At 61.4% G+C, this 20,724-nt stretch carries 17 protein-coding genes; 8 read left to right on the forward strand and 9 right to left on the reverse strand.

The annotated features are described in order from the left end of the window. The first annotated feature begins 109 nt into the window (after window positions 1–109). Both ACSQ2Z_RS17195 and ACSQ2Z_RS17200 read left to right on the forward strand, forming a co-directional pair. A complete protein-coding gene (locus ACSQ2Z_RS17195) occupies window positions 110–676 on the forward strand; it encodes a DUF6101 family protein (protein WP_436082305.1) in 567 nt (188 codons plus the stop codon). Between the two features lie 173 nt (window positions 677–849). Then, the gene (locus ACSQ2Z_RS17200; RefSeq protein WP_436082306.1) at window positions 850–1,044 is read left to right on the forward strand and encodes a hypothetical protein; all 195 of its coding nucleotides are present in this window, start codon (window positions 850–852) and stop codon (window positions 1,042–1,044) included. 51 nt (window positions 1,045–1,095) lie between these two features. Here the strand turns inward: ACSQ2Z_RS17200 and ubiA are convergent, their stop codons facing one another. The 3 genes from ubiA to ACSQ2Z_RS17215 all read right to left on the reverse strand — a co-directional run bounded on the left by ubiA (window position 1,096) and on the right by ACSQ2Z_RS17215 (window position 3,999). Further along, the gene (gene ubiA, locus ACSQ2Z_RS17205) at window positions 1,096–2,055 is read right to left on the reverse strand and encodes a 4-hydroxybenzoate octaprenyltransferase (RefSeq protein ID WP_436082307.1); all 960 of its coding nucleotides are present in this window, start codon (window positions 2,053–2,055) and stop codon (window positions 1,096–1,098) included. A 67-nt stretch (window positions 2,056–2,122) separates the two neighbouring features. After that, entirely contained in the window at window positions 2,123–2,932 is an 810-nt protein-coding gene (locus ACSQ2Z_RS17210; RefSeq protein ID WP_436082308.1) for a MipA/OmpV family protein, read from the reverse strand. A gap of 251 nt (window positions 2,933–3,183) precedes the next feature. Next, a complete protein-coding gene (locus ACSQ2Z_RS17215; protein WP_436082309.1) occupies window positions 3,184–3,999 on the reverse strand; it encodes an AraC family transcriptional regulator in 816 nt (271 codons plus the stop codon). Window positions 4,000–4,108: 109 nt separating this feature from the next. Between ACSQ2Z_RS17215 and ACSQ2Z_RS17220 the strand changes: the two genes are divergently transcribed. The 6 genes from ACSQ2Z_RS17220 to ACSQ2Z_RS17245 all read left to right on the forward strand — a co-directional run bounded on the left by ACSQ2Z_RS17220 (window position 4,109) and on the right by ACSQ2Z_RS17245 (window position 12,972). Next, a complete protein-coding gene (locus ACSQ2Z_RS17220; RefSeq protein ID WP_436082310.1) occupies window positions 4,109–5,308 on the forward strand; it encodes an MFS transporter in 1,200 nt (399 codons plus the stop codon). Between the two features lie 107 nt (window positions 5,309–5,415). Beyond that, window positions 5,416–6,459, forward strand: a complete 1,044-nt coding sequence (locus ACSQ2Z_RS17225; protein WP_436082311.1) for a polyamine ABC transporter substrate-binding protein — start codon at window positions 5,416–5,418, stop codon at window positions 6,457–6,459. Then, window positions 6,456–8,849 (forward strand): putative bifunctional diguanylate cyclase/phosphodiesterase, encoded by a 2,394-nt coding sequence (locus ACSQ2Z_RS17230; RefSeq protein WP_436082312.1) that lies wholly within the window; start codon window positions 6,456–6,458, stop codon window positions 8,847–8,849. The genes ACSQ2Z_RS17225 and ACSQ2Z_RS17230 overlap by 4 nt, the downstream gene beginning before the upstream one ends. 96 nt (window positions 8,850–8,945) lie before the next feature. Beyond that, a complete protein-coding gene (purD, locus tag ACSQ2Z_RS17235) occupies window positions 8,946–10,217 on the forward strand; it encodes a phosphoribosylamine--glycine ligase (RefSeq protein ID WP_436082313.1) in 1,272 nt (423 codons plus the stop codon). Between the two features lie 102 nt (window positions 10,218–10,319). Beyond that, window positions 10,320–10,847 carry a plant virulence effector HPE1-like domain-containing protein gene (locus tag ACSQ2Z_RS17240; protein ID WP_436082314.1) on the forward strand — a complete coding sequence of 176 codons (528 nt, stop codon included), beginning with the start codon at window positions 10,320–10,322 and terminating at the stop codon, window positions 10,845–10,847. A gap of 292 nt (window positions 10,848–11,139) precedes the next feature. Continuing rightward, complete coding sequence (locus ACSQ2Z_RS17245; protein WP_436082315.1) at window positions 11,140–12,972, forward strand: methyl-accepting chemotaxis protein; 1,833 nt, start codon at window positions 11,140–11,142, stop codon at window positions 12,970–12,972. A 72-nt stretch (window positions 12,973–13,044) separates the two neighbouring features. On the opposite strand, the gene ACSQ2Z_RS17250 is transcribed toward ACSQ2Z_RS17245, so the two are convergent. From ACSQ2Z_RS17250 to ACSQ2Z_RS17275, 6 genes are all read right to left on the reverse strand, one after another. Then, the gene (locus ACSQ2Z_RS17250) at window positions 13,045–13,539 is read right to left on the reverse strand and encodes a DUF523 domain-containing protein (protein WP_436082316.1); all 495 of its coding nucleotides are present in this window, start codon (window positions 13,537–13,539) and stop codon (window positions 13,045–13,047) included. 12 nt (window positions 13,540–13,551) lie between these two features. Then, a complete protein-coding gene (locus ACSQ2Z_RS17255) occupies window positions 13,552–16,101 on the reverse strand; it encodes a glycine--tRNA ligase subunit beta (RefSeq protein ID WP_436082317.1) in 2,550 nt (849 codons plus the stop codon). A 94-nt stretch (window positions 16,102–16,195) separates the two neighbouring features. Further along, window positions 16,196–16,495: a HigA family addiction module antitoxin gene (locus ACSQ2Z_RS17260; protein WP_436082318.1), complete on the reverse strand. Its 300-nt coding sequence runs from the start codon at window positions 16,493–16,495 to the stop codon at window positions 16,196–16,198. A gap of 103 nt (window positions 16,496–16,598) precedes the next feature. Next, window positions 16,599–18,542 carry a DUF2207 domain-containing protein gene (locus ACSQ2Z_RS17265; RefSeq protein ID WP_436082319.1) on the reverse strand — a complete coding sequence of 648 codons (1,944 nt, stop codon included), beginning with the start codon at window positions 18,540–18,542 and terminating at the stop codon, window positions 16,599–16,601. Window positions 18,543–18,689: 147 nt separating this feature from the next. Then, window positions 18,690–19,958: a 3-phosphoshikimate 1-carboxyvinyltransferase gene (aroA, locus tag ACSQ2Z_RS17270; protein ID WP_436082320.1), complete on the reverse strand. Its 1,269-nt coding sequence runs from the start codon at window positions 19,956–19,958 to the stop codon at window positions 18,690–18,692. A 102-nt stretch (window positions 19,959–20,060) separates the two neighbouring features. Continuing rightward, a complete protein-coding gene (locus ACSQ2Z_RS17275; protein ID WP_436082321.1) occupies window positions 20,061–20,609 on the reverse strand; it encodes a LemA family protein in 549 nt (182 codons plus the stop codon). Window positions 20,610–20,724: the final 115 nt, after the last annotated feature.

Genomic DNA, 20,724 nt, shown 5'->3' on the forward strand with positions numbered 1-20,724 from the left:
ATTTTTAAGCGGTCTCAAACGGCCGCCGCCTATGCTCCAGCCATAGAGGACGAAAAGTCCCAAAGAGAAGACCGGGAACCGGCTCTCAAGGAAAACAAGGGCGATTGACATGCTGAAGACACTTTCCCAACCGGCTTGGGTTGAAACCACGCTGCGACTGGATCCCAAACGCTTCCCTCAGCAGGCAAGCTACTGCTTGCACGGACAGTCAAGCAATGTCACCATCAGTCTGGACGAGCGCGGAGCGGTTTTGCGCAAGGTCCTGCCGTCAAGCGGACTGCCCCTCTCGATCGCGCTGCCGGCACGCGCCTTCAAGGGCGTTGCAGCCCGTGCGATAGACCATGGAGACGGAGAAGTAACCGTGACGCTGGAACTTCATCATGACGACCCGGATCTCTGCATTCCGCTTCTGGTCGCACATGACCTATCCGACATCGCCGCCGATTGGCGCGCATGGTCGGAAGCTTACCGCACCCCGATGTTGATGGTGGAGGCCGACGGTGTTGCCCGACCTCTGGAAGAGCATCTCGGCGAAGTGCGCACCCGCGAGATCAAGCCGCGCCGCCGCCATTCGCTTTTCAACGATCGCCGCCCGCGCTTCCTGATGCGCCGCTCCACCCGCAGTCTCGGCGTCAACATGAAGATCGACGGCCGGGAAATTATCGCCCGCAGCTAATTTTCGACACAATTTCCGCGTGTTCCTCCAGCGCGAAAAACCGGCCGTCCCTGCGGCCGGTTTTTTGCTTTTGTTTTCAGGCCGTTATCAACGATTTTTTTTGGAAGACGCGGGGAATGCCTTTTTGATGCCGTATGCAACTTGCACATTGCCGGCACGAGAAGGAGACACCCATGCGCAAATTCATCCCGCTGCATAATTCCTTAAATCGAAATCGATTTAAGGGTAAAATTATGCAGCAAATTCAAAGTGCTACAGCGTCCGTTGCGCGTCTTTTGACGCGCGGCGCTGTAGGGGCCATCACCGCTCTTTCCGCCCGCCTGGCCAAGAAGAAGAACAACCGCGACGCGGAATTGAGCTGGGCCTGAAATTTCGTTTGCTGCGGTGGACCCTTGCCCTCCGGTGATCCGGAGGGTTTTTTATAACAACCGCACCAGCAGCGCGGCACAAAGCCCCGTAAAGACGATCAATCCGACAACACTGTTGAACTTGAACAGGGCAAGGCACTGCGTCGCGTCGTGGATGTCCAGCACGAGGATCTGATAGAACAGCATCACTGCTGCGACGAGCAGGCCTGCATAGGCGAGAATTCCCGCGCCGGCGATCGCGAACGAAACAAACAAAAGCAGCACTGTCAGGCCGTAAAGACCGAACAGCCAAGGCCGAGGATTCTCGCCGAAGCGCCGCGCCGTCGAGCGCACCCCGATCAGTTCGTCGTCTTCCCGGTCCTGATAAGCATAGATCGTATCATAGCCGACCGTCCAGGCGATCGCGCCAAGATAGAGAATGATCGCGGCCATCCCTACCCCGCCGAATTCGGCGGACCACCCCATCACGGCACCCCAGGAAAAAGCGAGGCCGAGGAAGAATTGCGGCCAATCGGTAAAACGCTTGGCAAAGGGATAAACCGCGACGAAGACCAGCGAGAAGACGCCGAGGAAGATCGAAAAGCCGTTGAACTGCAGGAGCACGAGAAGGCCGGCGAGAGCCTGCAGCGCCATGAATATCTTCGCCTGTGGCCGCGTCACACGGCCCGACGGTAGCGGCCGCGAGCGGGTGCGCGCCACTTCCATGTCGATGTCGTGGTCAACGATGTCATTATAGGTGCAGCCGGCCCCGCGCATGGCGAGCGCGCCGATGAAGAACAGCATGAGATGAAGGACGAAACGACTGAACGAGAACGTGCCGGCCGAAGCCGCCGCGTTCGCCGCCAGTGCCGCCGACCAGAAGCAGGGCCACATCAGCAATTGCCAGCCGATTGGCCGGTCCCAGCGGGCAAGCTGCGCATAGGGCCAGAGCCGCCTCGGCAGGACGCGGTAGACCCAATTGTTGGACGGCGCATCGTGGACGCGCCCGGAATCGGCTGGACTGGTGCTCATACGATGTGTTTGCAGCGCCAGCCGTCTGCGGTCAAGCGATCACGAGCTTTGGTCGAGAGCCGTAAACTCAATCCAGCGTGAAATCGAAACGATAGGTGGCGGAAAGGCCGACCATGAACTGGTTGCGGCTACCGCCTTCCTTGACGATGCTCGAATCCGCGGCAGGGCCCATCAGCCGCTTGTATTCGGCAAAGGCGCTGGTCTCGAGCTTTTCGGTTGCCTGCCAGGTGATGGCGGCTCCGGCGCCCACCGAGTTCAATCCGCCGGACGGCGTATATTTCGAGTAGCCGGATTTTGCCGCTTCCGATGAGCTCACACCGTAATAGGCATCGAAATAATCGCTCGTCGCCGCCGACAGGCGGGGACCGGCGGAGACACGGACATTGTCGCTGACATCGACGAAGCCATCCGCTGCGACATCGGCGACCAGGCCGTGATGGCTGCGAATACCCTGGCGCAGTTCGGCACGGATGCGCAGCCAGTCGGTCGGGTAGACTTCGGCGAAGCCGCCGAGTTCGCCGCCGAAGCGGACGGGGTCGAGACCCTCGAGCTTGGAGGAAGTATCCTCGTCGCGCTCGAAAATCAGCTTGCCGACGACGCCGGCGCGGAAGGCACCCTTGTCTACGAAAGCAAAGGACGGGTTGTCGTTGCGCGAGGAGAAGCGCACGGTGCTGCCGGCGCGCCCGAGCGAGATCAGCGGTGCGGCCTGGAACAGGCGGTCGGAGCCGCCGTCATATTTCGGTCCGAGGAAGCCCGCCGCACCGACTTTCAGATACCAGTCGCCCGACCAGAAATGCTGGCCATCCTGAGCCTGGGCGGCGGAAGCGAGACCAAGAACAACACCAACGGAAAGGGAAAGGGCAAATCGGCGGGACAAGTCGGAACTCCGGATACAAAACCCCTTCGAGGCCAGACACCAGCGCAACACCGGCGGCGGAGACGGGGCAAACTGAAACGGTTCGTTTCGGCGCGGTTGTAGGCCTTATCTCACTACCATTCCGTTAACCAGAGACCTTCAGGCTTTCTTTTCCATATTCGCGCAACGCGATATAAAGAACCGTTTATTTACAAAATGATAGAAACACTGCGATTTCCGGATTCAGGGCGCGGAGTGGCAGAATTGCATCGTCAGGCAGTGCGCGATTTCAGATAGCTGCTGGGCGGACTGCCGAGCATGCGGCGAAACATCGTGGTGAAGGCCGCAATGTTTTCGTAACCGGCATCGAGCGCAACATTGGTCACCGGCTCGCCTTCGGCCAGGCGTGGAAGCGAGGCGAAGATGCAGGCCTGCTGCCGCCAGGTGACGAAGCTGACGCCGGTTTCGGCGCGAAACAGCCGGGTGAAGGAACGACGGCTCATACCAAGTGTCCGCGCCCAATCGTCTATGCCGGCATTAGCATCCGGCGACTTCAGGAAATGGCGGCAAAGGCGGCCGAGCCGCGCATCGCCCGGAAACGGCAGGCCGAGCGGCCGCTCCGGCAATTGGCCGATCTCATCGAGCAGCAACTCCATGATCAGGCGTTTACGCCGTGGCGAGAGTGGCTTTTCATCCGATTGCACCAGTTCCTCGATCAGGCTGCCGGCAAGCGCCGTGATTGCCAGCACGCGCGGCACATCCGCCGTGACAGCCGACGGATCGACATAAATGGAATGCATCCGCACTTCACTGATCATCTCGCTCGAATGCTCAAGTCCGGCCGGGATCAGCAGACCGTGGCCAGGCGGGATCATCCAGCGGCCGTCGGCGGTGCTGACGAGAACGACGCCGTGGCGCGCGCACCAGAGTTGCGTCTTCGTATGGCTGTGAGGCTGTCCGCGAAAGCGCGCGGCATAGACACGGCCGAGCGCAAGGACCGGCTCATCGGAGCTTTCTATCCACGAAAGGCTGGCGAAATGCTCATCATCGCCTTCTTTGTCCTGCCCCGTGAGATCGACGATCCGCATTTGGCCCACCCTCGAAAGATTGCGACCAGAACACAAAAGCAGGCCAGACTCAAGCCGTGTAAAGACAGGGCACAATCACAATACGGTATTCGACGGGCGAGGAAGACACATGGCGAGCGTATCATCGGTCAACGGCATCAGTGTGGAAAAGACGGCTTTCTCCGTCATCGTCGCCGCCAGTTTCTGCCATATGCTGAACGACATCATGCAGTCGCTGCTGACCTCGCTCTATCCGCTCCTGAAAGAGAACTACGCGCTCGACTTCGTGCAGATCGGCCTTCTGACCTTCGCGTTTCAGGTGACCGCATCCTTGCTGCAGCCTGCCGTCGGCGTCGTCACCGACCGCTGGCCAATGCCCTTTTCGCTGCCCGCGGCCATGCTTTCCACCTGCGCCGGGCTGATCACGCTCGCAAATGCCCAGCACTTCTATGTCCTGGTCGTCGGGGCATGCCTGATCGGCATCGGCTCTGCGATATTCCATCCGGAGGCGTCGCGTGTCGCGCGCCTTGCTTCCGGCGGCCGGCACGGCCTTGCGCAGTCGCTGTTTCAGGTGGGCGGCAATACCGGTACGGCGATCGGGCCGCTGCTGGCAGCCTTCATCGTCATCCCGCGCGGCCAGGGCAGCCTCAGCTGGTTCTCGATCATTGCTCTGACCGGCTTCATGGTATTGTCCTGGGTCAGCGTCTGGTATACGCGCCATCGCCGCAATTCGGCGGGCCGCAAGATTGTCAGCCGCACGCTGCCCCTGCCGCGCAATCAGGTCATCTCGACGTTGATCATCCTCGTCATCCTGACAGCAACGAAGAATGCCTATCTCTCCAGCCTTTCCAGCTACTTCACCTTCTTCACCATCGAGAAATTCGGCCTCGGCCTTCAGGACGCCCAACTGCTCCTGTTCCTATTTCTCGGCGCATCCGCAGCCGGCGTGATCTTCGGCGGGCCGATCGGCGATCGTTTCGGTGCGCGTTTCGTCATCTGGTTCTCGATCCTCGGTGTCATTCCCTTCGCACTGCTCTTGCCCTACGCCAACCTGTTCTGGACCGCCGCGCTCGTCATCATCATCGGCTTCATCTTCTCCTCCGCGTTTTCGGCCATCGTCGTTTTTGCGCAGGAACTCGTGCCGGGCCGTGTCGGCCTGATCGCCGGCATGTTCTTCGGCTTTGCCTTCGGCTTCGGCGGCATAGGTGCTGCCGTGCTCGGTGTGGTTGCCGATCACAAGGGCATTTCGTTAGTCTACACGATCTGCTCCTACATGCCGCTGCTCGGCCTCCTGACGATCTTTCTGCCGAAGCTCCCCAGCCATCGGTAGGGGAATATCCGAGCCGCCAACCAGTACCAACCCACCGCATCCCCTTGTAAGTATTCATCAAGCATTGCGAGCTAAGGTTCACCTCGGGGACTTTCGGGGTAACATTGATGCGCAAGACGTTTATTGCCGTTTCCGTCGCGTTGGTCGCGCCGGTCGTTGCTTGCCCAGCACACGCGGAAACGCTGAACCTGTTGATCTGGGAATCCTATATCGACCAGAAGATCCTCGACCGCTGGACGGAGAAGTCCGGCGTTGCCGTCAACCAGACCTATTACGATAGCGGCGACGCGCGCGACGAACTTCTTTCAGACCCGAACAGCAACATCGATCTCGTTGTCATCGGCGAGAACGGCGCAGAGCTTTTCGGAAAACGCGGCATTCTGGAGCCGCTGACGGAAAAGAACCTTCCTGCGCTTAAAGACTACAAACCCGAGTGGACATCACGATGCGCCGGCTACGCCATGCCCTATCTGTGGGGGACGATGGGCATCGCCTATCGCTCCGACATGGTCACGACAGTGCCCGCCTCCTGGAACGACCTGATGTCGCCGGCGCCGGCGCTGAAAAAGCACATCGCCATGTATGACGATCACAACGAGGCGTTCATCGCGCCTCTGGTGCTGCTCGGCAAGTCGATCAACGCCAACGACAACGAGACGCTGAAGCAAGCCTTTGAGTTGATGAAGAAACAGGCACCGTTTGTGCTGACCTATGATTACGTCATCACCTCGGTCCAGAACCCCGACCTCGGCAAGGACATCTACATGGCGATCGCCTATAGCGGCGACCAGCATGTGCTCAACGACAAGGCCGGCACGCCCGGCGTCTGGCGCTACGCGGTGCCGAAGGAAGGCACGTTCTCCTGGCTCGACTGCATGGCCGTGACGGCAGCGTCGCCGCGCAAGCAGATCGCACTGAAGCTGCTCGATTTTATCAGCTCGCCGGAAAGTGCCGCGGCCAATGCCGAGGCGCTGACCATGCCGACGGCAAGCGAAGCGGCGCTGAAGCTTATTCCGGCCGAGATGCGTTCGAACACGGAAATCTATCCGCCCGCAGAAATCCTCAAGAAGAGCCAGTATCAGAAGGAACTCTCCGTCCAGTCGATCCAGACCCGCCGGCGCATCATCAGCTCGATGGCAAGTTTCCAGTGACGCTCGGAAAACGTGCATTTTTCCTGATATTTCCTGTAGTGCTGACGGGATATCTGCTCGCGGCGCTGTCGGTCTATATCGCGCAAAGCCATTCGGTGCTGGCGCTGGAGCGCGCGCGACTGTCGCAGCAACTCGACCATATCGCTGCCCTGTTCCGAAACGAAGTCAACCAGAGCCGGAGCTTCCTCTATTCACTCCTTGAGGGCAACGCCGTCCGGTTGTTCGTCTCCGAAACCGATGAAGCCTACCGCAACAATGCGCTTGGGCTCAGGCTGCAGCAGAGCATCCGCTCGCTCTCCGACGATCCGGAGAAGTTCATCTCCTTCGCCATTCTCAATCCGGACTTGACGCCCGGTTACTATTTCGAAAACAGCGACGACCCCTTTGCTGAAATCGGCAAGGCGCAATTTGCGCTGGCGCGCAGGCTCGCCGGCGGCAGCCAGCTCCGGGACTGGACCTATCTTCATGACGGACAGGCCCGCCCGCTGATCGTCTATTCCGAATTCATCGACCCTGTGACCTTCAGCCGCCCGCTGCCGAGCGCCAAGAAAGGCGCGCTTCAGGTTCAGGTGGCGGTCGAGCCGACCCAGTTTCTCGGCATGCAACGTAAGCTGCAGGATGAGTATCAAACCGCAATCGCCTTCACCACCACGCCACAGCAACCGGTACCCGGCGACCTTTCGGCATCCGTGCGGCTGGCACCGTCGCTGTTTGCGACGCTGGCAGTTCCGCCGTCTCACGATGCAGGTCAAATGGGCCGGTTGAAGCTGCTCCTGAGCCTTGGCGCGCTCGCCATGAGTCTCGTCTCCGTCGGCCTGATGATCATCCTGATCCGCCGTTTCATCACCAATCCGATCTCAGCGCTCGACCAGCAGGTCACGGCGGTGATGAGCGGCGAGAACGACGGCATCACGGAAACAGGCGCGGCCGGCGAAATTGGCCGGTTGACGGGAAACATCAAGCAACTGCACGACCAGTCCCAGCGCGCGCTGCACCTGGTTCAGCATGCCTCCTGGACCGACACGTTGACCGGCATCAGCAACCGCGGTCACTTCAACATGCGCGCAGCAGATGTCGTCCGCAAGGTCACGGCCGAGGGCGGGCATTGCAGCCTGCTCTTCATCGACATCGACAACTTCAAGTTCGTCAATGACAAATACGGCCATGAGGTCGGCGACGAGCTCCTGAAGATGCTCGCGCTCAGGATAGAAAGCGCCGCCAGCGAGATCATCATGCGCCGGTCGCTTCCACAGGTCATCTTTGCGCGTCTCTCCGGCGATGAGTTTGCCGTTCTGGTACAATCGCCATCCGGCGACGGCACGATCCGTGAAATGTGCACCGTCATCCTGGCACTGTTTTCCGACGGTTTTGAAGTGCTCGGCAAACACTACCCGATCACCGCCAGCATCGGCGTTGCCGTCTGTCCGACGGATGCAACAAACCTTGCCGAGCTGATTTCGAATGCCGATGCGGCCATGTACCAGGCCAAGACCAACGGCAAGAACCGCTCGTCCCGCTTCTCGCGTGCCCTCCAGGACAAGCGCGACCGGATCCGCCACATTCAGGAAGAACTGCGGCTGGTCGATCCGGACGAAGAGTTCCACCTCGTCTACATGCCGATCGTCGATACCCGCGGCAAGGTGACCGGCTGCGAGGCGCTGTTGCGCTGGGTTTCCCCGACGCTTGGCAACATCACGCCGGACGAATTCGTGCCGATCGCGGAAAGTACCGGCCAGTTCACCAAGATCGACTGGTGGGTGATCAACCGGGCGATGTCGGACCACCAGCGCCTGAAAGCGCTGTTCGGACAAGAAACCGTGCTCGCCATCAACATCTCGTCGGCGGAACTGCATTCGAAATCGATCGGCGACTATTTCAGCGATTGCCTGGAACGGCACCGGCTGGATGCGCGGACGATCGAGATCGAGTTGACGGAGACCTATGCTGTCAAGCTCGGTGATCAGTTGCACCGAAATATCGAGGCCCTGCGTGAAAAAGGTTTCCGCATCTCCATCGACGATTTCGGCGCCGGCTATACCTCGGTGCAGCAGATCATCGAATACACCGCCGATACGATCAAGCTCGACCGGGCACTGGTGGAAACCCTTGCCAACGAAGAATCGCTGCCGGCGCTGAAGGCAATGATCGCGCTCTGCCACGCGCAGGAGATGTCGGTAATCGGCGAAGGCGTCGACAGCTATGAAAAGCTCGCTTTGCTGACGGTGGCCGGCTGCGACCATTTCCAGGGCTACCTGATCAGCAAGCCGCTTGCGCTGCCTGACCTTTCGATCTGGGCGCTGAAGCAGGCAGCGGAAATCGCTGGCCGCGATGAAGACCGCGTGTTCCTCAGCAGCGGCAGGCGCCGCGCGGGATCCTCCAGCCTGCTCTGAACCGCCAGTCAATCGCGCATAATTCCGATTTTACCTTGACCTTCAGCGGCCCTCGCCTTAACCGCACCTCAACACTTCGGGCTGCGGGAGTAGGCGATGAGAGTTCTGTTGATCGGGTCGGGCGGACGCGAGCATGCGCTGGCATGGAAACTGGCGCAATCGCCGTTGCTGACCGCGCTTTACGCGGCGCCTGGCAATCCCGGCATTGCCGAACATGCAGAGCTTGCCGACCTCGATACCGCCGACAACGGCGCCGTAATTGCCTTCTGCCGCGACAAGGCGATCGATTTCGTTGTTGTTGGCCCCGAAGCGCCGCTGGTGGCGGGGCTTGCCGATACGCTGCGCGCGGGCGGCATTGCCGTCTTCGGCCCTTCGGCGGCCGCGGCCCAGCTCGAGGGCTCCAAGGGCTTCACCAAGGACATCTGCGCCAAATACAATATTCCGACCGGCGCCTATCAGCGCTTCACGTCCGCGCAACCGGCCAAGGCCTATGTACGCGAACAAGGCGTGCCGATCGTCATCAAGGCCGATGGGCTTGCCGCCGGCAAGGGCGTGACGGTGGCGATGACGCTCGACGAAGCGCTTGACGCCGTCGACAGCTGTTTTTCCGGCGCCTTCGGCGCCGCCGGTGCCGAGGTCGTGGTTGAAGCCTATCTTGATGGCGAGGAGGCGAGCTTCTTCTGCCTCTGCGACGGCAAGTCCGCCTTGCCGCTCGCCTCGGCGCAGGACCATAAGCGCGTCGGCGATGGCGATACCGGACCGAACACCGGCGGCATGGGCGCCTATTCCCCTGCCCCCGTGATGACGGCGGAGATGGTCGAGCGGACGATGCGCGAGGTCATCGAGCCGACCATCGCCGGCATGGCCGACAGCGGCCATGCCTTTACCGGCGTCTTGTTCGCCGGGCTGATGATCACGGCCAAGGGCCCCGAACTGATCGAATACAATGTCCGCTTCGGCGATCCGGAATGCCAGGTGCTGATGATGCGGCTGACGAGCGATCTTTTGCCCCTGCTTTATGCCGCCGCGACGGGAACGCTGGCCAATGTCAGTGCAAAATGGCGCGACGAGGTGGCGCTGACGGTGGTGATGGCGTCGAAGGGCTATCCGGGTTCCTACGAGAAGAACACGCCGATCAGGGCATTGCCCCCTGAAGACGCCGCGACCAAGGTCTTCCATGCCGGAACGGCACTGAAGGACGGGCAACTGGTGGCGACCGGCGGCCGCGTGCTGAACGTCACCGCCATGGGCGCGACCGTCAGCGCAGCCCAGGAGACGGCCTATGCCGTTCTCGACCGGGTCGAGTGGGACAACGGCTTCTGCCGCCGCGATATCGGCTGGCAGGCGGTCGAGCGCGAGAAGGCCTGACGGCGGAAATCGAAAAACTCACTCAATTTTTACCAATTCTCCTGACGGGAACGTAACGGAGAATGAATATTCTCCTCGCACGGATTATCGAGGAGAATGCCGATGCGCACCCTGTTGTTCACAGTCACCAGCCTGATTGCCGCCGGTTCAGCCAGCGCATCGTCGGTTGAAGTCGTGAAGACCGGACAGGACGCTAACAACAGCATTTCGCAGCTTTCCTGCGCCCATTGCCCGCCCCCGGTGGTCACGAAGAAGTCGAGTTATGTCGTTCCCGACGTCGCTCTCGGCACGGAACGGCTGGAACTCAAGCAAATCAACGGCGAGATGAAGCTGATGCGAACCGAGGCCTGGCTCGGCGGCTCGCCGGTCGTCTTCATCACCAAGGCTTCGGAGGAAGCCATCAAGGCGGCGCAACTGGAAATGGCGCCGGCCGAGCATCTGGCGGAGGCCGCAACCGCCGATGGGCTGCCGGCCAAAGCCGAGGCAGCCGCCGCCCTTTCCATCGTCGACGACACGGTAAAGACCAGCGCGGTCTCCACCGCGTCGATGGCCGGCATGGCCGCGATAACGCCGCAAGACAGCCCTTCACAAGAAGTTGATCTGGAAAATTTCCAACTTCGGCTAAAATAATCCGGGAGTTCCCTGTCCCTGCCCTAGCCAGCCGAAACGGCTGATCGGGCATTCGCCTTCCAAGGCGAGAAATTGCGCCCCTGAGAGAAGCAGGGGCGTAATTTTTTTTGAGCGCTGCAAGAAAGCGGCATTTGTCGGCTGGCGGATAGGCTTTTCTTAAGCACGTTCAGATTAACTAATCTTGGAAATGATTTCCGGTGGCCGCGGCGTGCGACCTGCCCTTAACCCTGCATCGTTTAAATAGATTTGCCGGCGATCCCTTGGCTGCCGGTGTTTGGATCGCGTGAACACCATGAAGAATCTCAGGATTTCGCGGCAGCTTCTGCTGCTGGTTACCGGCCTTTTCGTTGCTTTCGCAGCGGCCGTCTATTTTCAGATATCGGCCTCGAGCGAAGCGCTCTACCAGGCCCGCTATGACACGCTGCGCACGCAGGTGCAGTCGGCCGTATCGGTGCTCAAGGCTTTCCACGAACGGGAGACGGCAGGTGAACTGACCCGCGAAGAGGCACAGGCGCAGGCCTTCAAGACCCTGACGGCTATGAAGTTCGATCCGGACGGATATTTCTTCGGCTACGACTACGATGTCGTCATGAAATTCCACCCCGACGCCCGCAAGGTCGGCAAGAGCGCCAAGGGCGCTGCCGATCCAAAGGGCTACAAGTTCCGCGACGAACTGGTCAGGCTTGGACGCGCCGGCGGCGGCCAGACAAACTTCTATGCCAGCAAGCCTGGCGAGCCGGACGACGCGTTCTTTCGCAAGAGCGGCTATGCCGAAGCCTTCGAGCCCTGGCAGGTGGTTGTCGTCACCGGCCTTTATATCGACGACCTCGATGCGCAGGTCAGCGCCACCATCTGGAAGGCCCTGTCCATCGGCCTGATCGTTTTCGGCTTTGGCATCGGCGCCGCCTGGTACGTCATTCGCGGCATCACCAAGCCGCTGCAGGCGATCCACACGGCGCTCCAGGCCGTTGCCGACGAGGATGTTTCGATCGACATCCCGCATACGAACCTGCGCAACGAAGTGGGTCTGATGGCGACGGCGACGCAATCGCTGCAACAGAAGGTCCGCGAACGGCACGAGATGACCCGCCGCCAGGCCGAACAGCAGGCCGAGATCAACGCCGAGCGCCAGCACAATCTCGACCTTCAGCGCGAGGAAGCGGAACTGCAGGCGCATGTGGTGGCGACGATCGGCGAGGCCATGGAGGTTCTGGCGACCGGCGACCTGACCATCCGTTGCGGCGATCTCGGCCCCAGCTATTCGACCTTGCGCGAACACTTCAACAATGCACTGGTGCGGCTCGAGGCTGCCATGTCGAGGGTCAACGGCAAGGGTGCCGATATCGGCGGCAGCAAGGAAGAAATCCGCAACGCATCGCTGGAACTCGCCCGCCGCACCGAGCAGCAGGCGGCCAATCTCGAAGAAACCGTCGCCGCGGTCGACGAACTGTCGGTCTCCGTGCGCCACACGGCCGAGGGTGCCAGCGAGGCGAGCAAGCGGGTGCAGGCCGTCAGCGCCGACGCGTCCCGCAGCGACGCCATCGTCTCCCAGGCGATCGAGGCGATGAGCGGCATCGAAAAATCCTCCGACGAGATCTCCAAGATCATCGGCGTGATCGACGAAATCGCCTTCCAGACCAACCTGCTCGCGCTGAATGCCGGCGTCGAGGCGGCGCGGGCGGGCGAAAGCGGCAAGGGTTTCGCCGTTGTGGCGCAGGAAGTGCGCGAACTGGCGCAACGCTCTGCCGCCGCCGCCAAGGAGATCAAGGAACAGATTTCCCGTTCCTCCGCCCAGGTGGTCAACGGCGTCAAGCTGGTCGGCGAGGCCGGGGAGGCGTTGAAGCGGATTGCCAGCCAGATCCAGGCGGCCAACGAAATCGTCGCCAAGATCGCCTACAGCGCTTCGGAACAGGATACGACCCTGCGCAGCATCAACGGCTCAATGAACCAGCTCGACGTCGCCACGCAGCAGAACGCCGCGATGGCGGAAGAAACGACGGCGTCGGCCCAGGTACTGGCCGACGATACGGAAGAGCTCCTGAACCTCATCCGCGGATTCCGCATCTCCGATCGCGGCGTACCCACTGAGACCCGCCGGCAACCCCAATGGCGCAAGGCGGGTTGATCCGCCCAAGATACGAAAGGAAAGGCAGCGCTCGTGGGCGCTGCCTTTTTATTTCGGGCGGCCCGGTAACGTTCAGTCGGAACGGGTTATTGCCTCGACGAGAGCGTCGATATCGCGATCGGAAAAGACCTTAATGCCGTTTTTCCTGAGAAGGGCTGCCGTCACCCCCTCGCCCGGCTGGCGGTCACCGGAAAACCTGCCGTCATAGACGAAACTTGAGCCGCAGGACGGGCTGCCGTCGATCAGGAGCGCATAGGCGCAGCCGGCCTCGATTGCCAGCGCCAGGGCATTTTCCGCCCCTTGGCGGAACTCGGCCGTCACATCGCCGCCGTTGCTCTCCAGCACGCGGGCATCACTGGCGAGAACCTCGTCAGCCGATTTTCCCGGCTGGATCTCCGCCGGCAGCCGCGGCACCGGCATGCCGGCCGACATTTCCGGACAGATCGTCACCAGCCGCCCTTCCGCGCGCCAACGATCGAGCGCCGGATGCACAAGCGGCTTTGCCTGCCCGTCATAGCGGACGGCATGGCCCATGAGGCAGGCGCTGACGAGGATTTTCGCCCCCATCGGCCCGTTCCCTCAGCCGCTGATCTTCGAGAAATCCGCAACCGTTCCCGTTGCCGAGCGGATCAGGCCGAGCAAGGCCAGGCGGTTGGCGCGGATTACCGGGTCTTCGTCGTTGACGAGGACGTCGTCGAAGAACTGGTCCACCGGGCCGCGCAGCTTCGACAGGGCTGCCATGGCCGAGCGGAAATCTTCCCCGGCGATGGCGGCAGCCGCTTCCTGCGACGCCTCGGTGACGGCTTTGTAGAGCGCTTTTTCCTGATCGAGCCTGAAGAGCGACGGATCGACTGCCTCCGCGACTTCCGTGCCCTTCTTTTCCTCGGCCGCGAGGATCTGCGTGGCGCGCTTGGTGCCGGAAAGCAGGTTCAGGCCGTCTTCCGACGTGATGAAGGCGGTCAGCGCCTCGACGCGACGCGCGACCATAAGCAGGTCATCGTTTGCAATTGTGGCTGCGCCCCCCTCATCCGCCCTTCGGGCACCTTCTCCCCGCTGGGGAGAAGAGGTCTCTGCCGCAATCCTTTGCTCCCTCTTCTCCCCGACGGGGAGAAGGTGGCCCGAAGGGCCGGATGAGGGGGGCGCAGCCAGCACCGCGTCGATCAGATCGTAGCGGGCGCCGAGATCGCGGAGGTAGACTTTCAGGCGGTCGTGGAAGAAGGCGAGGAGGTCTGCTCCCTCCTTAATGGCGGCGGGGAAAGTTGCATCTGCCCAAGCCTCGGCATTTTCAGAAAGACGATCAATCTGCGAATTGGCTTCACCGGCTTCAAGAAAGCCGCGTTCCTCCAGCGCCCGCATAGTTTGGAGAGGCACAACGAAGCCGTTGACCAGATTATGAGACCATTGCCGACCGATGAGTCGAAAGAACAGGCTGGATAAGTCGATGCGCACGCCTCTTTCTAAGACAATGCGGATGGAACCTAACGCAGCGCGACGGAGCGCAAAGGGGTCCTTCGAGCCCGTCGGTTTTTCACTAATCGCCCAGAAGGCTATGAGCGTGTCGAGCTTGTCGGCAAGCGCCACGGTGATGGCCACCTTGTCGTCCGGCACCCGGTCCGAAGGGCCCTGCGGCTTGTAATGATCCTCGATCGCCGCAGCAACAGAGGCATGCTCGCCCTGCAGGAGCGCATATTTGTGGCCCATGATGCCCTGAAGCTCGGGGAACTCGCCAACGGCCTCGGTGCGCAGGTCGGCTTTGGAAAGCACGACTGCGCGATCAACCAATGCGGCGTCGGCCCCTGTCACCTTCGCCAATTCGGCGGCGAGTGAGCGGATGCGCTGAACCCGATCGCCCTGCGTTCCCAACTTAGCATGAAACGTCACGTTCAGCGCGTCGAGCTTGGCCATGCGCTGGTCGAGCGGCTTTTTCAGGTCGAGGTCGAATTTCGCAGCCGAGGCTTCGAGCGTTTCGAGGTCCGGCAGGTTGCCCTGGTCGCGGGTCCAGAAATGCTTGGCATCCGACAGGCGGGCGCGCACGACCTTGCCGTTGCCGTGGACGATTTCCTTGCCGCCGTCCTTCGCCTCGATATTGGCGATAAGGATGAACTTGTTCGAGAGCACACCCTCCCCTTGAGGGGGAGGGTCGGCGCGCAGCGACGGGGTGGGGTGATCTTCCACAACACCCAACGGGTCACCCCCACCCGCAGCTTCGCTGCGACCTCCCCCCTCAAGGGGAAGGTGGGAGCCAAGCACGCGCGTGACGAAACATTTCTGGTTGGTCTTGATCGTCAGGCGGATGATTTCCGACGGGATCGCCAGATAGTCCTCCTCGAAGGTGCCCATCAGCACGCGTGGCCATTCGACGAGGCCGGAGACCTCTTCCAGCAGCGCCTCGTCCTCGACCAGTTCAAGGCCGTTGGCGAAGGCGATGTCGCGGGCGTCATGGAGGATGATATCCTTGCGGCGCTCGGCATCGAGCACGACGTTGGCCTTTTCCAGCTTCTCGGCGTAATCGGCAAAACGGCGCACGGTGATCGCTTCCGGCGCGTGGAAGCGGTGGCCGTAGGTGACGTTGGAGGCGGCGATGCCGTCAACTTCGAACGGGATGACCTGCGTTTCCTCGTTTTCCGGGCCAAACAGGCAGATAATCGACTGCAGCGGCCTGACCCAGCGCATGGCGCCGGCCTTGGCCGAGGCGGCACCCGAGCGCATCGATTTCGGCCAGGCGAAATTGCGGATGATGCCGGGCATCACCTCGGCGATGATCTCTTCCGCCGGGCGGCCGGGCTTGACGATATGGGCGACATAGAAATCGCCTTTCTTCGGATCGCTGTGCACATGCGCCTGATCGATCGACGTCAGCCCGGCGCCGCGCAAAAAGCCTTCGATCGCCTTTTCGTTGGCGTCGGTGCGCGGGCCCTTGCGCTCTTCGCGTACATCGGCCGAGCGGGCATTCAGACCGCGGATATCGAGCGTCAGCCGTCGCGGCGTCCAGTATTCCCGCGCCCCCTCATAGGTCAGCCCCGCCTCGACCAGTGCATCGGTCAAGAGCTTCTTCAGGTCGCCGGCAGCCTTGCGCTGCATGCGAGCCGGGATTTCCTCGGAGCGGAGTTCAAGCAGAAGATCAGGCATGGAATGGATGCTTTTCTAAGGGATCGATTGACTGCGGGGGACTTAGCAAGCCCGCCAGCAAAAGTCATCCAGTCAATGGCGGAAAAGTCAGCACTCAGGCGGCGTCACGTACAGGAATGCGTTCTATCTCGTCGCGCTTTCGCTCGGCCTCGATCTTCAGATCGTAACTCATTTGCAGATTCATCCAGAGTTCGGGTGTCGTGTCGAAGAATCTCGCAAGGCGCAACGCGGTGTCGGAGGTTATCCCGGTCTTGCCAGTGACGATACGTTCGATGCGGGTCCTTGGAACATTCAGCTTCTTTGCCAGCGTACCGGCACTCATTCCCAATGGATCGAGATAGAGGTCCTTCAAGATTTCGCCCGGATGGATTGCCGGCAGGCCGATATCGCTCATCTGAATTTTCCTCAGCCTTAGAGCATGATGCCGAAAAGTACATCAAACTGGAAGCGTCAAGTATCCTTCGAGTGATCCGCTTTTCCTGAAATGGGGCGGCCACTTACCACCCTCCCCCACCCCCGCCACCGCCACCTCCGCCTGAGAATCCGCCGCCGGAGCCGCCGCTGCTCGAAAATGCGGAGGAGGAGCTCTTCGGTGGCGGGGGGAGCGAGGAGGTCATGGTATCGGCCATCGAGCCGGCAAAGCCGCCCATGCGGTCACCGAAGGAGCCGGCGGTGAAGCGGTCGCCGTGGTACCAGGCGGGTTGGTAGGCGGCGGCGCCGGCGGCAGCGGTGAGCAGCCAGCGGTCGAAGGTTTCCGACCAGGGCTTTTCAACGCCGAGGGCAACGGCGTAGGGAAGCAGCTTTTCGAAATGCTGCGGCGACATCTCCGGCGCGCCGGCCATGTTCATCCGCTCCTTTTCGGCGAGCGTCAGATATTGCCGAAGACCGTCGATGCCATCCGTCAGCTTGGCACCAAGCGGGGTTGGCGCGCCGATGAGGAAGAAGAACAGGAGATTGACCAGAACGATGCCGCCGACGGCGATCAGAAGCGGCAGCTGATGCGAAGACACCGCCTCGAAAACGAGGAAGGCGAAGACGCCGGAAAACACCGAGACTGCGACGAAGCCGATGAAGCCGATCACCAGGATGGAGAGGATGCGCGCGGCAAGGCTCGCCTGCCTGCGGAAGGATTTGCCGAAACCGACGGCGAAGACCGAGACGAAGAACGCGGCGGCGACAGGCACGATCACGAGGCCGATGTTCTCCTCATCCAGATTGCCGAAGAGGAAGATGGCGGCGAGAAACAGGAGCGACAGGACGACGCCACCAACCACATAGGCCGTATTGGCCCTGTAATATTTGCCGCGATGCTCGCGCTCCATGGCGCTGCGGAAATCGGCGCCGGCCTTCTGGACGATCTTGCCGTTTGCCTTGTCGATCACGAGCGTGCCGCCCTGCCCTTCGACGGCCTTCAGAAGCGTCGCCTCGCCGGTCGGCAGCCCGGTTGCTTTTGCTTTGCCCGTCTTCGTGATGACCAGCGCATTCTTCAGGTCCTCCAGGACAACATGGCCGCCGACGGCGAGATTGAGCGCTGCGGCAGACAGCGCCGTCCAGCCCTCGCCGGAAAAGCCCTTGTTATCGACATAGTTGACCAGCGCCGGCGAGATGCCGTCCGGCGCGTCCCAGCGCGGCACCATTACCCCACGGGCCGGATCTCGACCGAGCTTCAGCCACATGCGCGAATAGTAGAGCGCGACAATGACAAGCCCGGCAATGGCAAGGGCCGGCGCCAGGTTGTCTTTGAACCACCAGAGCTTTTCCTGTGACGCGGATGGCGGATCGATGCTGCCTTTCGGCATCTTGACGGCGATGGTCAGTCCCTCGCCCGGTTCGAGGCGGCGCGTCGTGGTGAACACCAGCCGATCGCCATCCTCGAGCGCGCGGGCATTCTTGTCGGTCGCCCCATGGCGCCCCGTGAAAACATCGAGCGCCTGCGCCTTCACGTCCCCCGGGAGGGTTACGGTCACAGATACTTCCTCGATCGGAAAAGCCCATTGCGTGCCGGTGACGTTCCAGTAGAGTTCATCATGATCGTCGAAAAATCGGATCTGGCGGGCGGTCTCATAGGTGAACTGGAAGGTGTGCTCACCGCGCGGCAGGAAAACGTCGGCATCGCCGGTATAGATGCGGATGCCGCCCTTGATGCTCTCGGTGCGATAAGACTCTGCATTGCCATCGCGCTCGACCGAGACGAGCGTGAAATCGACCTTGGCGGTGCGGCCTTTGGCATCGGTGAAGGTCAGCGGAAAATCGCGATAGATGCCGCGTTTGATCTGGTCGCCCTCGACATTGGCCTTGATCGTCTCCGATACCGTCAGCGTGCCGCTTTTGGCGACGTCGATCGCCGAATGATAGGACGCGAAGAACTCCTCCGGCCGTGCAGCGCCGGCCATGGCCAGAAACAGCCAGATGATGCCAAGCGCAGCGCAGAGACGTTTCATGCGAACGACCTTCCGATAGGGCTACTGCATAATTCCTTAGACCGTATTCGATCTAGGGATAAAATTATCCAGCAATTCAAAGTGCTACAGCGACCTTTGCGCGTCTGATAAGACGCGCTGCGCTGTAGCTGACGTTGAACGCGACGCTCACGGCCGGTCGCCCTCAAATTCGACGCCGAGCGAGGCGAGCTCGTCCCAATAGCGCGGATAGGTTTTCGCCACACAGCCGGGATCGAGGATGGAGATGCCGTTGATCTTCAGCCCCGCCAGCGCAAAGCTCATGGCGATGCGGTGATCGGCGAAGGTGTCAATGTCGGCGGGCAGCGTCTGGCCGGCGAGCTTCGGATCGGAGGCCACCAGCAGGTCGTCGCCCTCCTCGATGCCGAGTCCCGGGCGGATGTTCGACAGGCCGGTGGAAAGCGCCCGCACCCGATCGCATTCCTTGACGCGCAGATTGGCAAGCCCGGTGAAACGCACCGGCGTCTCGTTGAAGGCAGAAAGCACGGCAAGCGTCGGCACCGCGTCCTGCATCTGTGAGCCGTCGATGATGGCCGGCATGTGCGGAAAGCTGGCGATCACCTCATAGGACTTGGCGTCGGGCTGCGAGAACGAGGTCGCGGCAACACCGAGATCGATGCGGCCGCCGGTCAGCACTTCCGCCGCCCAAAGATAGGTGGCAGCCGAGGCGTCCGGCTCGATGACATAGTCGGTAGCGCGATATCCGGTCGGGGCGACCTGCCAGATCGACGGGCTTATTTGGCGGACCTCGGCGCCGAAGGCACGCATGGCGGCAACGGTGAGATCGATGTACCCGCGCGCGCCGATCTCTTCGCCGGCCAGCTCGATATTGACCGGGCGAGAGCCTCCGGCTGCCGCCATCAACAAGGCAGAGACATACTGGCTGGACAGGCCGGCATCGATGGTGACGCGATCGGTAGCGAAATCGCCGGTGCCGGAAACCGTGACCGGCGGGCAGCCCGTTTCGGCCTCGATAGCCACGCCGAGCGAGCGGAGCGCCGTAACCAGCGGCGCGATCGGCCGCTTGCGCATATGCTGATCGCCATCGACCACCACCGTGCCATCGACCAGAGCCAAGGCCGCCGTCAGGAAGCGTGTCGCCGTGCCGGCATTGCCGAGGAAGAGCGGCTTTTCCGGCGGCAGCAGCTTGCCTTCACTGGTGACGATGAAGGTCGTATCGTCCGGCTCGGAAATCGCGACACCCATGGCGCGCAGGGCGTCTGCCATGTACCGCGTGTCGTCGCTCTTCAGCGCGCCGGTCAGCCGGCTCGTGCCCTTGGCGAGCCCGGCGAGCAGCAGCGCCCGGTTGGTAATCGACTTCGACCCGGGCGGGCTGACGCGGCCTTCAAGCGGACGGCCTGGCGGGAGGATGGTCAATTTCTGGTCAGCGTTGCTCATGCTCGTATCTCTTGATGCCTGCGGCACACCGCCTCATCCCGGCGGCGCGCCCTCTATCGATTATCAACAGCCGTCTACGACGGAACGACGTTTCGGGATAGATCAAAACTTCACGACCGGGACAGTGCGGTCTGCTTCGTTGGTGATCTCGAAAAAGGCGGCCTTGACGAAACCGAAGGGGCCAGCGATCAAATTCGACGGAAAGCTCTCCACCTTGACGTTCAGGTCGCGGGCCGCGCCATTGTAGTAGCGGCGGGCCATCTGCACTTCACTCTCGATTTCCTCCAGCGATTGCTGCAACTCGGCGAAATTCTGGTTGGCCTTGAGGTCCGGATAGGCTTCCGCCAGCGCAAAGAGCTTGGCGAGCGCCTGGCCGAGCATGCCTTCGACGGCCGCCCGCCCGGCGACATCGCCCGAGGGCACGGCCTGCGCCTTGTTTCGCAGTTCGACGATCTCCTGCAGCGTGCCCTTCTCGTGGGCGGCATAGCCTTTGACGGTCTCGATTAAATTGGGAATGAGATCGGCGCGGCGCTTCAACTGTACGTCGATGCCGGACCAGGCCTCCTCCTTCACCTGCCGCGCCTTGACCAGGCCGTTATAGATCAAAATCAGGTACAGGATCACGACCGCAGCGATGGCAAGAACGATCATCGAGATTTCCTTCCGCAAACATATGTTTTCCGCAACTTAAAGATCGTCCGCCGCCGTTGGAAGACAATTTTCTGCTGCCGTTTCTTCACCCGCTTCTCGCACTGCCATCACGCCC

This window comes from Pararhizobium sp. LjRoot235 (assembly GCF_964254145.1).
Taxonomy (GTDB): domain Bacteria; phylum Pseudomonadota; class Alphaproteobacteria; order Rhizobiales; family Rhizobiaceae; genus Pararhizobium.